12 protein-coding genes are annotated in these 15,240 nt (G+C 74.0%); 9 read left to right on the top strand and 3 right to left on the bottom strand.

Translation table 11 applies throughout. The features are described 5' to 3' along the window. Positions 1 to 2,027: iron ABC transporter permease (locus AB0E83_RS15360; RefSeq protein ID WP_362110647.1), on the top strand; the 2,027-nt coding region annotated here is incomplete at its 5' end. Positions 2,028 to 2,109: 82 nt separating this feature from the next. Here the strand turns inward: AB0E83_RS15360 and AB0E83_RS15355 are convergent. Continuing rightward, the gene (locus AB0E83_RS15355) at positions 2,110 to 3,624 is read right to left on the bottom strand and encodes an MFS transporter (RefSeq protein WP_362110644.1); all 1,515 of its coding nucleotides are present in this window, start codon (positions 3,622 to 3,624) and stop codon (positions 2,110 to 2,112) included. Positions 3,625 to 3,816: 192 nt separating this feature from the next. Between AB0E83_RS15355 and AB0E83_RS15350 the strand changes: the two genes are divergently transcribed. From AB0E83_RS15350 to AB0E83_RS15325, 6 genes are read left to right on the top strand one after another with little or no spacing between them, the layout of a single operon-like run. Then, positions 3,817 to 5,637 carry an IucA/IucC family siderophore biosynthesis protein gene (locus AB0E83_RS15350; RefSeq protein WP_362110641.1) on the top strand — a complete coding sequence of 607 codons (1,821 nt, stop codon included), beginning with the start codon at positions 3,817 to 3,819 and terminating at the stop codon, positions 5,635 to 5,637. A 12-nt stretch (positions 5,638 to 5,649) separates the two neighbouring features. After that, a complete protein-coding gene (locus AB0E83_RS15345) occupies positions 5,650 to 7,188 on the top strand; it encodes an aminotransferase class V-fold PLP-dependent enzyme (protein ID WP_362110638.1) in 1,539 nt (512 codons plus the stop codon). Continuing rightward, on the top strand, positions 7,185 to 8,969 hold the full coding sequence (locus AB0E83_RS15340; protein ID WP_362110635.1) for an IucA/IucC family protein: 1,785 nt from the start codon (positions 7,185 to 7,187) through the stop codon (positions 8,967 to 8,969). The genes AB0E83_RS15345 and AB0E83_RS15340 overlap by 4 nt, the downstream gene beginning before the upstream one ends. Further along, the gene (locus tag AB0E83_RS15335; protein WP_362110632.1) at positions 8,966 to 9,568 is read left to right on the top strand and encodes a GNAT family N-acetyltransferase; all 603 of its coding nucleotides are present in this window, start codon (positions 8,966 to 8,968) and stop codon (positions 9,566 to 9,568) included. Before AB0E83_RS15340 ends, AB0E83_RS15335 begins: the two co-directional genes overlap by 4 nt. Continuing rightward, positions 9,565 to 10,893: a SidA/IucD/PvdA family monooxygenase gene (locus AB0E83_RS15330; RefSeq protein WP_362110629.1), complete on the top strand. Its 1,329-nt coding sequence runs from the start codon at positions 9,565 to 9,567 to the stop codon at positions 10,891 to 10,893. The genes AB0E83_RS15335 and AB0E83_RS15330 overlap by 4 nt, the downstream gene beginning before the upstream one ends. Continuing rightward, entirely contained in the window at positions 10,890 to 11,546 is a 657-nt protein-coding gene (locus AB0E83_RS15325; RefSeq protein WP_362110626.1) for a hypothetical protein, read from the top strand. The genes AB0E83_RS15330 and AB0E83_RS15325 overlap by 4 nt, the downstream gene beginning before the upstream one ends. On the opposite strand, the gene AB0E83_RS15320 is transcribed toward AB0E83_RS15325, so the two are convergent. Further along, positions 11,543 to 11,764, bottom strand: a complete 222-nt coding sequence (locus AB0E83_RS15320) for a ferredoxin (protein ID WP_362110623.1) — start codon at positions 11,762 to 11,764, stop codon at positions 11,543 to 11,545. The genes AB0E83_RS15325 and AB0E83_RS15320 overlap by 4 nt on opposite strands. Beyond that, on the bottom strand, positions 11,761 to 12,954 hold the full coding sequence (locus AB0E83_RS15315) for a cytochrome P450 (RefSeq protein WP_362110620.1): 1,194 nt from the start codon (positions 12,952 to 12,954) through the stop codon (positions 11,761 to 11,763). Before AB0E83_RS15315 ends, AB0E83_RS15320 begins: the two co-directional genes overlap by 4 nt. Positions 12,955 to 13,464: 510 nt before the next feature. Between AB0E83_RS15315 and kdpF the strand changes: the two genes are divergently transcribed. Together kdpF and kdpA are read left to right on the top strand one after the other, a co-directional pair. Continuing rightward, a complete protein-coding gene (kdpF, locus tag AB0E83_RS15310) occupies positions 13,465 to 13,554 on the top strand; it encodes a K(+)-transporting ATPase subunit F (protein WP_362110617.1) in 90 nt (29 codons plus the stop codon). 8 nt (positions 13,555 to 13,562) lie between these two features. Continuing rightward, positions 13,563 to 15,227 (top strand): potassium-transporting ATPase subunit KdpA, encoded by a 1,665-nt coding sequence (kdpA, locus tag AB0E83_RS15305; RefSeq protein ID WP_362110614.1) that lies wholly within the window; start codon positions 13,563 to 13,565, stop codon positions 15,225 to 15,227. Positions 15,228 to 15,240: the final 13 nt, after the last annotated feature.

The raw sequence follows: 15,240 nt of genomic DNA, 5'->3' as shown, positions 1-15,240 counted from the left end.
CACGAGCCCTGCTCGTGGGCGGCGGCCTGTCCCTCGCCCTCGCCGCGGTCGTGGTGGTCCACCTCGGCCTCGGCGTGTCCGGCGTCGGCATCGGCGACATCCTCGCCCTGCTCCTCGGCGACGGCGACGACCGCACCCGGGACGTGCTCGTGGGCAGCCGCCTGCCGCGCACCCTGACCGGCCTCGTCGTCGGCGTCGCGCTCGGTGTCTCGGGCGCGCTCGTCCAGGGCGCCACCCGCAACCCGCTGGCGGCGCCCGACACGCTCGGCGTGAACGCCGGAGCGTACTTCGCCGTGGTCCTCGTGGCCTTCACGGGCGTGAGCCTCGGCCCGGTGCCCGCCGGCGGGGCGGCGTTCCTCGGCGGGCTGCTCGCGGTCGGCCTGGTCTACCTGCTCACCAGCGGGGGAGTGCTGACGCCCGGCCGGGTGCTGCTCGCCGGGGCGACCGTCGCCCTGGCCGCCACCTCGGCCGCGGAGTTCCTGCAGATGCTCGACGTGCAGGCCACCCGCGGCCTGTTCTTCTGGGGCAACGGCACCCTGCTCCAGTCCGGCCTGGAACGGCCGCTCACCCTCGGCGCCGTCGTCCTCGCCGGCGCGCTGGCCGCCCCGTTCCTGGCCCGCCCGCTGGACCTGCTCGCGCTCGGCGACGAGACCGCGCAGGCGATGGGCGTCCGGGTGGAACGGATCCGGCCCGCCGCCTTCCTCCTCGCCGTCCTGCTGTCCGCGTCCGCCGTCTCGCTCGCGGGCCCGATCGGCTTCGTCGGCCTCATCGGCCCCGTCATCGTCCGGCAGCTGGGCATGCGCCGGCACGCCCTGCTGATCCCGATGGCGGCCCTGCTCGCCTCCGCCCTCGTCCTCGGCGCCGACGCGGCCGCCCAGCTGATCGTGACGCCGTCCGCGACCCAGCCCGCCGAGATCCCGGTCGGCGTGGTCACCGCGCTCATCGGCGGACCGGTCTTCATGGCCCTGGCCCGCCGGGTCAGCACCGGCGACGCCGACACCGGCGCCGCCGTGGTGGTCTCCGACCGGCGCCGCGCGCCCGGCTACGCCGTCGCGCTCGGCGGCGGCCTGCTGGCCCTGGCCGCCGCGATGGCCGTGTCGCTGCGCGTCGGCGACGTCCCCGTCGGCTGGAGCCAGCTCGGGGCCTGGCTGACCGGCTCCGCCGAGCAGATCACCGAGGCCGTGGTCTCCTTCCGGCTGCCGCGCATCCTGGTCGCCGCCCTCGCCGGCGCGTGCCTGGCCGTCGCCGGAGCGGCCGTGCAGGCGGTCGTACGCAACCCGCTGGCCGAACCGGGACTCGTCGGCGTGACCGGCGGGGCCTCCCTCGGCGCCATCACGGTCATCCTGCTCGTCCCGTCGGCGCCGCTCGTCGCCCTGCCCGCCGCGGCCGGGGTCGGCGGCGTCCTGATGCTGGTCCTGGTGGTCCTCGTGGCGCGCGGCACCCGCGGCGGCGGCCGGAGCGGCATCGACCCGACCCGGGTGGTCCTCGTCGGCATCGGCGCGGCCGCCACCTCGATGGCGCTGGTCAACATCATGGTGGTGGGCGCGCAGATGAACCTCTCGGCCGCCCTCGGCTGGCTCGCCGGCAGCACGTACGGCCGGGACTTCGCGGCCCTGGGCTGGCTGGCCCTGCCCGCCCTGGTGGCCGTGCTGCTCGTGGCCGCCGCCCGTCCGGTGAACCTCCTCTCCCTCGGCGAGGAGCTGCCGCGCGCCCTCGGGCTCGACCTCGGCCGGGCCCGGCTGCTCGTCCTCGGCGCGGGCGCGGTCCTCGCCGCGGGCACGGCGGCGGCCGTCGGCGCCGTCGGCTTCGTCGGCCTCGTCGCACCCCACCTGGCCCGCCGGATCGTCGGCAACGGCACCGCGCGGATGGTGCCGATGGCCGCCGTCCTCGGCGCCGTCCTGGTCGTCTCCTCCGACGCCCTGGGCCGCTGGCTGCTCGCCCCGACGGAGATCCCGGTGGGCATCGTCACCGCCCTGGTCGGCACCCCGTACCTGGTCTGGCTCCTGCGCAGGAGCCGCGACGTCTGAGGCGCGGGGGCCCGCCCGGCGACCGCGCGCCGGGCGGGCCCGTACGGCCGGCCGGGAGGGCCGCCGCGCACGGGCCCGTACGTCAGGAGGGCTGCGGCGCGCGGGCCCGCGGGCGCTTCGCGCGGGCGTCGGCGGGGGCCGGTACGGGCCTGAGGGTGCGGGCGGCGACCACGCCCAGGAGGCAGACGAGGGCGGCGGCCAGGCAGACGGCGGTGAAGGCGCCGGAGAAGGCCGAGCGGGCCAGCGGGCGCAGGGCCGGGGCGAGGAGGTCGAACCGTCCGGTCTCCACGGCCTCCCGCAGCGGCGCGGCCCCCGCGGGGCCGGTGCCGAGGCCGCCGTCCAGGCGGACGGAGAACACGGCGCCGAAGACGGCCACCCCGGTCGCGGTGCCGAGCGGGTAGCAGGCGTTCGTGAGGCCGGACGCCATCCCGGCCCGCTCGGCGGGCACCGTGCCCACCGCCACGCCCATCAGCGGCGGGAAGATGACGGCCCCGCCGACGCCGAGCAGCACCAGACCGGTGACCATGGCCGCGCCGCCCGCGCCCGCCCCGGCCGCGGCCAGGGCGAGGAGCCCGAACCCCTGCGCGGCGAAGCCCCCGGCCACCAGGACATCGGGCGCGTACGCCTGCTGCAGTCGGTTCACGAACAGGCCCGCGACCAGCAGACTGCCCGTCAGGGGCAGCAGGAGCAGACCCGTTCGGAGCGGGGAGTACGCGTGCGTGCTCTGCAGCCACAGGGTGAGGAAGGCGAGCACGCCCAGGCTGGACAGCCGGGCGAGGAAGCCGAGCGCCGCGGCGCCCGAGAGGGCCCGGATCCGCAGCAGCGAGATGTCGATGAGCCCGCCCCCGCGCCGCTGCCCGATCACCAGGGCCACGGCGAGCACCGCGCAGGCGGCCGCGGAGCCCAGCACCTCCGGTGCCGTCCAGCCGGCTTCGGGGCCGGTGACCAGCGGATAGTGCAGCGCGAGGAGGAAGCCGACCGCGAGGACCGCCCCCGGCACGTCGACCCGCCGGCCCGGGTCCCCGGGCGCCGCCGACTCGGGCATGCGGGTCAGCGCGCCGGCCACGACGAGGACGCCGATGGGCACGTTGACCAGGAAGATCCAGCGCCAGCCCAGCGTCTCGACGAACACGCCGCCGACGATGGGCCCGAGCGCGCCGGCGGCGGAGGCCACGAGGGCGTACGAGGCGATCGCCGCCTGGCGGCGGGCCCCCTCGTACGCGGCGGCGATCAGCGCGAGGGTCGGCGCGAACACCATGGCGCCGCCGAGTCCTTGGGCGGCCCGGGCGGCGATGAGGGTGCCGGCGTCCGGCGCGAGACCGCAGGCGGCCGACGCGAGGGTGAACAGAACCATTCCGGCCATGAACACGGCCCGCCGGCCGAGCCGGTCGGAGAGCGCGCCGGCGGTGAGCAGGAGCGCTCCGAAGGCCAGCGAGTACGCCGAGACGGTCCATTGCACCCGGCCGAGGCCGGATTCCAGATCGCGGGCGATGTCCGGGAGCGCGACGTTCACGACGGTCACGTCCAGGGTCATCATGACGCCGCCGGCGCTGACGAGCGCGAACGTCCATCGGGGGCTGTGCCGTCGGGAGGGCACCGCTGAACACCTCCGTGTGCGGTCGGGGAGCGGGCCGGCGGTGCGCCGGTTTTCGGCTACACCAGTGAGCAACTGGCCTTCTATGTCCGGAAGTTGTCCTTGCTCATAAGGTAAGGCTAACCTAATGTAGCGCCCGCTTGGGCGTCCAGGCGTCCGAGCGCACCGAATCCAGACAGAATCCGGAGCCGCCTGATGATCCCGACCGACCATCCCGTGCCCGTCCTGCCCGACGTGGATCCCGCGGCCTGGCGGGAGGCCAACCGTCGCCTGCTCGCCAAAGCCCTGGGCGAGTGGTGCTTCGAAGACATGCTCAAGGCGACCGGCACCGGGGACGGCGGCTACCGGATCGACCTCGACAGCGGCACGACCTACGCCTTCCGCGCCGAACCCGGCGCCTTCGGCTGGCTGCGCGTCGACCCCGACTCGATCACCCGCACCGCCACCAGCATGCTCGGCAACACGATCGCCCAACCCGCCTGGGACGCCCTGCTGTTCCTGATGGAGGCGGCCTCCACGATCGACAGCGACCCGTCCACCGTCGCCACCTACTTCACCGAGCTCTCCGCCACCCTCGCCGTCGACGCCGCCCGCCTCACGCACGGCGGCGAGCCGGTCGCCGAACTGCGCGCGCTGGGCCACTCGGAGCTGGAGTGCCGCATGACCGGGCACAACCTCCTGGTCGCCAACAAGGGCCGGATCGGCTTCTCCGCCACCGACGTGCGGCGGTACGCCCCCGAGTCGGCCCAGGCGCTGAAGCTCCTGTGGGTGGCCGTCCACCGCGGCCTCGCCGAATTCCGCGGCACCTCCGACCTGTCCGAGAACGGCATCCTGTCAGGCGAGTTGGACGAGGAGACCCGCACCCGCTTCACCGCGGTCCTGGAACAGGCCGGCGTCGACCCCCAGGGCTACGTGTGGATGCCCGTGCACCCCTGGCAGTGGGACCACGCCGTCCAGACCCTGCACGCCGCCGACATCGCGCAGCGCCGCATCATCCCGCTCGGCGACAGCCCCGACGCGTACCTGCCCGGCCAGTCCATCCGCACCATGGCCAACGTCACCGCGCCCGAACGGTACGACGTCAAACTCCCCCTGAAGATCCTCAACACCCTGGTCTGGCGCGGCATCCCGCCGCACTGCACCATGGGCGCCCCCGTCGTCACCCAGTGGCTGCGCGGCCTCGTCGAGCGCGACCCGTTCCTCACCGACGAGACCCGCACCGTCTTCCTCGGCGAGGTCGCCTCCGTGACCGTGCGCCACCCCTACCTCTCCACCCTCGACCAGGCGCCCTACCAGCACCTGGAGACCCTCGGCTGCATATGGCGCGACTCGGTCTCCGCGCGCAAGGACCCGGACGAGCGCGTCCGCACCTTCGCCTCGCTCCTGCACGTCGACAGCGCCGGCGACGCCTTCGTCGCCGAACTCGTCCGCGCCTCCGGCCTCGACCCGCAGGACTGGCTGCGCCGCCTCTTCGACACCCTCCTCGTGCCGGTCATGCACGTGCTCTACCGCTACGGCATCACCTTCAACCCGCACGGCCAGAACACCCTCATCGGCTACGACGCCGCCGACACGCCGGTCCGCCTCTACCTCAAGGACTTCGTCGACGACGTCTGCGTCTCCTTCACCGACGTGCCCGAACGCGGCCCCGAACCCGACGGACACGACCACGTCCTGCCCCGCAAACACCCCTCGATCATCAAGCAGCACGTCGTCGACCAGGTCTTCGTCGGCCACTTCCGCTACCTCGCGCCGCTCTGCGCCGAACAGCTCGGCGTACCGGAGCGGACCTTCTGGCGGCTCGTGCGGCAGACGATCCTCGACTTCCAGCAGCAGTTCGAGAAGCGCTTCCCCGAACTCGCCGGCAGGTTCGCCGAGTACGACCTGCTGACCCCGGAGATCCCCCGGTACGGCCTCAACCGCGACCGCATCGTCGTCACCCGCTACGGCGACCGCGCCCTGCGCCACGCGCTGTTCCCGAACGGCACGCACCCCAACCCGCTCGCCGAAGGCTGAGGAGTACCGGCCGTGACCCCCCTGACCCGCACCCGCCCCCCACGGACCGGCCCCGCCCCGTCCCCGCTCGCCGGCTCCCGCACCGGACTCGCCGACGTCCTCACCGCCCTGACCGGCGCCGTCGACGCCGCCTCGCACGCCCGGCGCCCCGAAGGCCCCCTCCCGGCCGGCACCCCCGCCGAGGTCCTCGCCGCCGCCTCCCGCGCGCTCGGCCCGGCCGAGCTGCCCACCGAGGGCCTCGGCACCGAGGCCGCCCTCGGCCTCCTCGCCGCCGTCCTCGTCGAGCACGGCATCGACCTCTCCCACCCCCGGGCCGCCGCCCACCTCCAGCCGCCCGCGCTGACCGTCGCCGTCGCCGCCGACGTCCTCGCGAACGCGGGCAACGCCTCGCTCGACACGTACGACTCCGGCCCCTCGGCCCTCGCCGTCGAACGCTGGCTCATCGACGTCCTGACCCGGCTCGCCGGCCTCGGCGAGCGCGCCGACGGCGTCCTCACCCCCGGCGGCTCCCTCTCCAACCTGATGGGCCTGCTGCTCGCCCGGGACGCCGCCGCCCACCGGCGCGGCGCCGACGCCCGCGAACACGGCGTCGCCGCCCTGCCCGGACCGGTCGTGTTCTGCTCCGAACTCGCCCACTTCTCCACCCACCGGGCCTGCGCCGTCCTCGGCCTCGGCGAAGCCGCCGTGCACCCCGTACCGGTCGACGACCGGCGCCGCATGCGGCCCGACGCCCTCCGCGCCGCCCTCGACGCGCTCGGCCCCGACCGGACCCCGGTCGCCGTCGTCGCCACCGCCGGCACCACCGACTTCGGCTCCGTCGACCCGCTCCCGCAGATCGCCGAGATCGCCGCGGGACACGGCGTGTGGATGCACGTCGACGCCGCCTACGGCTTCGGCGCGCTCTTCTCGGAGCGCCTCGCCGACCGTCTCGCCGGCCTGGAACTGGCCGACTCGATCACGCTCGACCTGCACAAGACCGGCTGGCAGCCCGCCGCCGCCAGCGTGCTGCTCGTCTCCGACACGACCGCGTTCACCGCCCTCGACCGCGAGGTGGCCTACCTCAACCCCACCGACGACTCCGAGGCCGGCTACGACGGGCTGCTCGGCCGCAGCCTCCAGACCACCCGCCGCCCGGACGCCGTGAAGGCCGCCGCCACCCTCCTCGCGTACGGCCGCACCGGCATGGGCCGGCTGATCGACACCTGCCACGACCTCGCCCGGCACGCCGAACGCCGCATCGCCGCCGAACCCGACCTCGACCTGGTCTCCCCGGCCGAACTCACCACCGTCGTCTTCCGCTACCGCAGCGCCGACCCGGCCGCCGCCGACGACGTCAACGGCGCACTGCGCCGGCACCTCCTGGAGACCGGAACCGCCCTCATCGGCCGCACCGAGGCCACCACCGCGGGCCCCGGCGCACCGCGCCGGGTGTGCCTGAAGTTCACCCTGCTCAACCCCACCGCCACCACCGACGACATCGACGGCCTCGTGGACGCCGTCCTCGACGCCGGCCGCACCTGCGAACGACTCATCAAGGAGAACGCCGCATGAGCACCACCACCCCGGCGGCAACCACCCAGGCCGACCCCCTGCACGAACGGGACGCCCGCGGCGCCTCCGAGCACGCCCACGTCGAGGCGCTGCTCCGCTGCTGGCTGCGCGAGACCGGCACGCCCGTCACCCCCGGCCCGCTCCGGGTCGACCTGCCCACCGCGGGACTGGCCCTCGTCACCGAGGTCACCCACCGCTCGCCCACCGGCTGGCACCGCTTCGGCCCCACCCGCCTCGAAGGCCCCGGCGGCCCGCTCGGCGAGACCGCCGACCCGGTCACGGCCGTCGCCCTGCTCTCCACCGAGGCCGCCGTACGCGGCGGCGGCCGCCCCGGCGGCGTCCCCTCCGGAGAAGTCGCCGACCTGGTGGAGCGCACCGCCGAATCCGTGCGCCGCGTCGCCGCGTTCATCGCCGACCGCCGCGACCGCCCCGAACCGCCGCCCGGCGTCGACGGCTTCCTCGAAGCCGAACAAGCCCTGCTGCTCGGCCACTTGAACCACCCCGCGCCCAAGAGCCGCGACGGCATCTCCGACCACGAGACCGCCGCCTACTCGCCCGAACTCCGCGGCTCCTTCCGCCTCCACTGGTTCGCCGCCGACCCCTCGGTCGTCTCCCACGACGCCGTCGACGGCGCGCCCTCCCTGGCCGGCCGCGACACCGTCGCCCTCCTCGCCGACCTCGCCGGACGGCGCCGCGACGACGGCCGGATCCTCGTCCCCGCCCACCCCTGGCAGGCCAGGGACCTGCTGCACCGCCCCCGCGTCAAGGCCCTCGTCGCCTCCGGCGCCCTCACCCCGCTCGGCGAACTCGGCCCCGCCTGGTGGCCGACGTCCAGCGTCCGCACCGTCTACCGGCCCGACGCCGACGTGATGCTCAAGCTCTCCCTCGGACTGCGGCTCACCAACTCCCGCCGCGAGTCCACCCGTACCGAACTGCGCCGCGGCCTGGAGATCAACCGCCTCCTCGACGCCGGATACGCGGACGGCACCTTCGCCGCCCACCCCGGCTTCGCCCTCACCCGCGACCCCGCCTGGATCGCCGTCGACGAACCGGACCGCCCCGAGGGCCCCGCCGTCACCGGCCTCGACGTCGCCGTCCGCGAAGTGCCCCGGGACATCGCCTCCCTGCGCTGCCTCGTGGGCCTCGTCGCCCCCCGCCCCGGCCTCGGCCGCAGCGCGCTCGGCGACCTCGTCGCCGCCCTCGGCCCCGGCGCGGCCGAACAGTGGACGGCCGACTACACCGACCACGTCCTCGTCCCCATGCTGCACCTGTACGCCGCCACCGGCATCGGCCTGGAGGCCCACCAGCAGAACACCCTCGTCCGCCTCGACGAGCGGGGCCGGGTCACCGGCGGCACCTTCCGCGACAACCAGGGCTACTACCTGGCCGCCTCCCACCTCCCCGGCCTCCTCAAGCAGTCGGGCGCCGACTCCTCCACCCTCGCCGTCGTCGACGACGCCCTGGTCGACGACCGGCTCTCCTACTACCTGCTGCGCAACCAGGCCCTCTCCGTCGTCGGCTGCCTCGCCGTCGACGGCCTGGCCGACGAGCGCCGGCTGCTCGCCGTCCTCGCCGACCGGCTGCGGGCGGCGCTCCCCGCCCTGGCCGGGGCCGGCCCCGACGGCGACCGGCTCGCCCGCCGCTGGCTCACCGCCGACACCCTGCCCTGCAAGGGGAACCTGCTCACCCGGCTGCACGGCATCGACGAGGTCCTCGCCCCCCTCGACGCCCAGTCCGTCTACCTCGACGCCCCCAACCCCCTGCAGGAGGCCGCCCCGTGACCACGGCGAACCCCACGGCGGAGCAGACGCCCGACGACGGCGCGGTCCCCGGCCCGCCGCTCCCGGTCCTCCACGGCCGCTGGTCCGCGCGCGTCGCCCGCGCCGAGGGCGCCGACCTGGACCTCGTGCACGGCTGGATGCGGTCCCCGCACGTCGACGCCTTCTGGCACCAGGCCTGGCCGCGCGAGCGCTGGTACGAGGAGATCGCCGGCCACCTCGCCGGCGACGCGATCCTGCCCGTCCTCGTCGACCTCGACGGCCTGCCGGTCGCCTACATCGAGGTCTACCGGGTGTTACGCGACCGGCTTGCCGACCACTACCCCCGACTGCCCCACGACCTCGGCGTCCACATCGCCATCGGCGAGCGGGCACGGACCGGCAAGGGCCTCGGCCGGACCCTGCTGCGGGCCCTCGCCGAAGGGCTGTTCGCCGCCGACCCGGCCTGCGTCCGCGTCGTCGCCGAACCGGACGTGGACAACGCGCCCTCGCTGCGCGCCTTCGAAGCCGCCGGCTTCCGGCCCTCCGGCACGGTCGCGTTCCCCGACAAGACCGCCGCCCTCATGATCCACCCGCGTACGGAAGGGGACCTGCCCCGATGAGCGACACCACCACCGCGCACGACGTGGTCGCCATCGGCTGCGGCCCCTTCAACCTGGGACTCGCCGCCCTCGCCTCCACCGTCGACGACCTCGACCTCGTCGTCCTGGAGGAGCGCCCCGAGTTCACCTGGCACCGGGGCATGATGTTCGGCGACGCGTCGATGCAGGTGAACTTCCTCGCCGACCTCGTCACCCTGGTCGCCCCCTGGCACCCCCTGTCGTTCCTGGCGTACCTGCACGACCGGGACCGGCTGTACGCCTTCACCGTCCGGGAGAACTTCTTCCCCTCCCGCCGGGAGTACGAGGACTACCTGCGCTGGGCCGCCGCCAAGCTGCCGTCCCTGCGCTTCTCGCACCGGGTCGAGGAGGTCGACTGGAACGCGGACGAGGAACGCTTCGCCGTCCGCGCGGTCCGTGGCGACGGCACCCCCGTACGGCTGCGGGCCCGCCACCTCGTCATCGGCATCGGCACCGCGCCGCACCTCCCCGACGCGCTCGCGGGACTGCCCGGCGACCGGGTCCTCCACACCGCCGACTACCTCTACCGCACCGGCGACGTCGACCGGGCGGAGCGGGTCACCGTGGTCGGATCCGGCCAGTCGGGCGCCGAGGTCGCCGTCGACCTGCTGACCCGCAACCTCGACGGCGGCCCCGCGGTCGGCTGGCTCACCCGCACCGGTTCCTGGGCCCCGCTCGACTACACCAAGATGAACCTGGAGCTGACGACCCCCGCGTACATGCGGTACTTCCACTCGCTCCCCGAGGACGTACGGGACCGACTGGTCGGCGAACAGTGGCAGTTCTACAAGGGCATCTCCACGGACACCCTGGAGGAGATCCACGAACTGCTCTACCGCCGCCAGCTCGAACCCGGCCTCCGCGACGTCGAACTCCGCTTCGGCACCGCCGTGGAGAGCGCCGCCGTCGACGCCGGCGGACGGACCGTGCTCGGCTGCCGCCACCTGGACACCGGCGAGACCTTCGACCACGTCACCGACCTCGTGGTCGCGGCGACCGGCTACCGCGCCCGCCCGCCGGCCTTCCTGACCCCGGTGGAGAAGCTGATCCGGCGCGACGCCGGGGGTCGGCCCGTGGTCCGCGCCGACCACTCCGTCGAACTCGACGAGAGCGTGACCGGACGGATCTTCGTGGCCAACGCCGAACTCCACGCCTACGGCGTCTCGACCCCGAACCTCGACATCGGCGCCGTGCGCAACGCCACCATCCTGAACGCCGTCACGGGACGGGAGACCTACCGCCTGCCGAGGAGAAGCGCCTTCACCAGCTTCGACGCGCCCGGGCGGACACCCCCGCACGCCCGATGAGCGAGCTCCCGCCGCGCGTGCGCGACCGGGTCATCGCATGCCTGCGGGCGGGGTACGACCCCGAGGAGGCGGCCGCCCGGTCCGGGCTCGCGCCGGAGGCCCTGGAGGCCGCGGCCGTCGGGGACGGAGCCCTGGCGGTCGCCCTCACGGGGCGCGACCCGTACTCCCGGGAGGCGGAGGCCACGCGGCAGCGCGCCGAGGTGCTCCGGTGCGTCGCCCTCGGCATGACCCCCGCGGCGGCGGCGCGGGCGGTGGACGTCCCCGAGAGCTCCCTCGGCTTCTGGCGGAGCAAGGACGCCCCGTTCCGCGCCGCGCTCGACGCCGCCGTCGCCCTGGCCGAGGCCCGCGGCGCCCCGCCGCGGGCGAAGATGACACCCGCCCGGACCCGGCTGTTCCTGCGCTGCCTGGCCGAGGGCGACACGGTCACCGGCGCCTCGGCCCGGGTGGGCGTCTCCACGGCCACGGTGTACGCGCGCCGCCGCCGCGACCCGGCCTTCGCCGCGTGGATGGACACGGCCCGCGAGGAGGGGGCCCGGGCCCGGCGGCGCCGCCGGGCCGCACGGCGCGGACGGGACCGGCGGTGGGAGGGCCGGTACCGGCTGATCCGCGTGGACCCGCCGGCCCCGGCGGACGGGCGGTCGGACGGGCCCTAGGCGGGGCCGGTGCCCGGTTCGCGGAGGGCGATCGCCCCCGAGGGGCAGACGCCGACGGCCATGCGCGCGGCGGCGCGGTGGGCGGCGGGCGGCTCGGGGTCCAGCAGGACGACGAGGCCGTCCTCGGGGTCCTGGTCGAAGACCTCGGGGGCGGTCATCGCGCACATCCCGGCGCCGATGCAGCGGTCCCGGTCGGTGGTCAGACGGGGCGCGCTCACTTCGCGTCCCAGGTGACCGGGAGGCTCTTCACCCCGAAGATGTCCGCGCTCTCCGGGCGCAGGGCGACCTCCTCGTCCGGCACGGCCAGACGGAGGCTGGGGAAGCGGTCGAGGAGGGCGCGGAAGGCGACCCGCATCTCGACGCGGGCCAGCTGCTGGCCGAGGCACTGGTGGATGCCGTGGCTGAAGGCCAGGTGCCCGGCGGCCTGCCGGCTCAGGTCGAGGGTGTGCGGGTCGGCGAAGCGCTCGGGGTCGCGGTTGGCGGTGTGGTACGACAGGACGACGGTCGTACCGGCCTCGATGGTCTGCCCGCCCAGCTCGACGTCCTCCAGCGCCGTCCGGTGGAAGGTCTTGGCGACGCTGAGGTAGCGCAGCAGCTCCTCCACGGCCCCGTCGGTGAGCGCGGGGTCGGCGCGCAGCGCGGCGAGCTGCTCCGGGTTCCGCAGGAGGGCGTAGGTGCCGAGGGACAGCATGTTCGCGGTGGTGTCGAAGCCGGCCGCCAGGAGGATCAGGCTGACGCCCTTGAGCTCCTCGTCGGTCAGGTCGCTGTCGGTGAGTTCGCTGAGGACGTCGTCGGTGGGACGGGCGCGCTTGTCGGCCACCAGCCGCGCGAGGTACTCCTGGGTCGCGGTGTAGGCCGCGATCAGCTCCTCGTCGCTGACCTCCCCGCCCATGAAGGCGTCGATCTGCTCCTGGAAGGACGCCCGGTCCTCGTAGGGGACGCCCAGGATCTCGCAGATGACGATGGTGGGGATGGGCTTGGCGAAGGCGGTCACCAGGTCGGTCGGGGGACCGGCCGCCTCCATGGCGTCCAGGCACTCGGCGGTGATCTGCTCGATCCGCTCGGTGAGCATCCGCATCCGCCGCACGGTGAACCTGCCCACCAGGGGCTTGCGGTAGCGGCTGTGCTCCGGGTCGTCCATGAGGAGGAACTCGCCGGGCGGCGCGGGCGGGAGCTCGAAGTCGACGACGTTCATGAGGTCCTTGCGCGAGCTGAACCTCGGGTCGGCCAGGACCGACCGGACCAGGTCGTACCCGGTGATCATCCAGCCAGGCTTCCCGCCGGGGTGGGTGTAGCGGCTGATGGGGCCGTGCCGGCGGGCGTCGAGCAGCTCCGCGGGAGGGTCGAAGGGACAGCCGGGCCGGCGCTCTGTCGGCAGCGTCGTGACGGTGTGAAGGGATTCGCTCACGGCTTTTCCTCATCTCGCGTGATGACGATCTCGCGTTATGGAGTGTTCAGCGACAACCGAAAGCTACGTTGCGTTCAGGAAACCGTCAATCACTCTGACCTGTAAATCCAGGTCAGCAGCGGGAAATTGATGCAATGGGGCGATGTTGAATGCAACGCCATGTTGCAATGGCTGGAGGTGGGGGGCGACGTCGGGGGCCGCCGCGGCCCGGCCGCCCGCCTGCGCGCCCCGGCGGCCTTCGCCGTCGCGCGCGCGGGGGCCGGACGCGGGCGCGTGATCGACGGGGCGCGCGTGGGGGGATCGCGTAGGGGATGCGTCAAGAGCGGCGTCAAGGGCGTCAGGGCGGCGTCAACAGCGACGGAGACGGCCGAAAGAGGCTGTTCTCTCATCTCGTCAGAGAATCCGCTCTTCCTTCTTCCGGGAGTTCACGATGGCCGACGTGGCCTTCGTCGTCACCACGGTCGCGGTCTTCGCGCTGGTGGCGTCCATCGCCAAGGGGGTGGCGAAGCTGTGAGTGCCGAGAACGTCGTCGGCCTGCTCGTCGCCGCCGCCCTGCTGGGATACCTCGTCCTCGCGCTGATCAAGCCGGAGAGGTTCTGAGTCCCGAGATGAGTCCCGTCCTGGCTGGAATCCTCCAGCTCCTGGCACTGGTCGTCGCGCTCGGTCTCTCGTACCGGCCACTGGGCGACCACATGGCGCGCGTCTACTCCTCGGAGAAGCACCACAGACCCGAGAGGTGGATCTACCGGGCGATCGGCGCCGATCCGTCGGTGGAGATGCGCTGGCCCGCGTACCTGCGCGGCGTGCTCGCCTTCTCCGCGGTGAGCGTCCTCTTCCTGTACCTGCTCCAGCGCGTGCAGGGGGCGCTGCCCGGCTCGCTCGGCTTCGTGTCGATCGACCCGGACCAGGCGTTCAACACGGCCGCCTCGTTCGTGGCGAACACGAACTGGCAGTCGTACTACGGCGAGCAGGCCATGGGCCACGTTGTGCAGACCGGCGGCCTGGCGGTGCAGAACTTCGTGTCGGCGGCGGTCGGCATGGCGGTCGCGGTCGCCCTCGTCCGCGGCTTCGCCCGGTCCCGCACCGGCGAACTGGGCAACTTCTGGGCCGACCTGGTGCGCGGAGTCGTCCGGATCCTGCTGCCGATCTCCGTCGTCGGCGCGCTCGTCCTCGTCGCCTGCGGGGCGATCCAGAACTTCTCCGGCATCCACGAGGTCGGCCAGTTCACGGGCGGCCCGCAGCAGTGGAACGGCGGCGCGGTGGCCTCGCAGGAGGTCATCAAGGAACTGGGCACCAACGGCGGCGGCTACTTCAACGCCAACTCCGCCCACCCCTTCGAGAACCCCAACGGGTTGTCGAACCTCTTCGAGGTCTACCTCATCCTCCTCATCCCGTTCGCGCTGACCCGGACCTTCGGCCGCATGGTCGGCTCGCTGAGGCAGGGCTACGCGATCCTCGGCACGATGGCCGTCATCTGGCTCGGCTTCACCGCCCTGATGATGTGGACCGAGTTCGCGGGCAGGGGACCGGCGTTCGAGATCGCCGGCGGGGCGATGGAGGGCAAGGAGACCCGCTTCGGGATCGCCGGATCGTCGCTCTTCGCGGTGGCGACCACCCTCACCTCGACCGGCGCGGTCAACTCCTTCCACTCCTCGTACACCGGCTTCGGCGGCGGCATCACCATGCTCGGCATGCAGCTCGGCGAGATCGCGCCCGGCGGCGTCGGCTCCGGCCTCTACGGCATGCTGATCATGGCGGTCATCGCGGTGTTCATCGCCGGACTGATGGTCGGCCGCACCCCGGAGTACCTGGGGAAGAAGATCGGCACCCGTGAGATCACGTTCGCGGCCTGCTACATCCTGGTCACCCCGGCCCTGGTGCTCGGCTTCACGGCCGCCTCGTTCGCCCTGGACACCCCGGCCAACTCGATGACCAACTCCGGTGCGCACGGCTTCTCCGAGATCCTGTACGCCTACACCTCCGGCGCCAACAACAACGGCTCCGCCTTCGCGGGCCTCAACGCCGACACCCAGTGGTTCAACACCACGATCGGCATCGCGATGCTCCTTGGCCGCTTCCTGCCCATGGTGTTCGTCCTCGCGCTCGCCGGCTCCCTCGCGGAGCAGAAGCCCGTCCCCGAGACCGCGGGCACCCTGCGGACCGAGAAGCCGCTGTTCACGGGCCTCCTGGTCGGCACGATCACGATCATCACCGGCCTCACCTACTTCCCGGCCCTCGCGCTGGGCCCGCTCGCCGAAGGGCTCGCGGCATGACCATCGACGTGAA

The sequence above is a fragment of the Streptomyces sp. NPDC035033 genome, from assembly GCF_040636735.1.
Lineage (GTDB): Bacteria > Actinomycetota > Actinomycetes > Streptomycetales > Streptomycetaceae > Streptomyces.
Note: the sequence above shows the minus strand (reverse complement) of the source record. Positions and strands in the feature narration are given on the sequence as shown.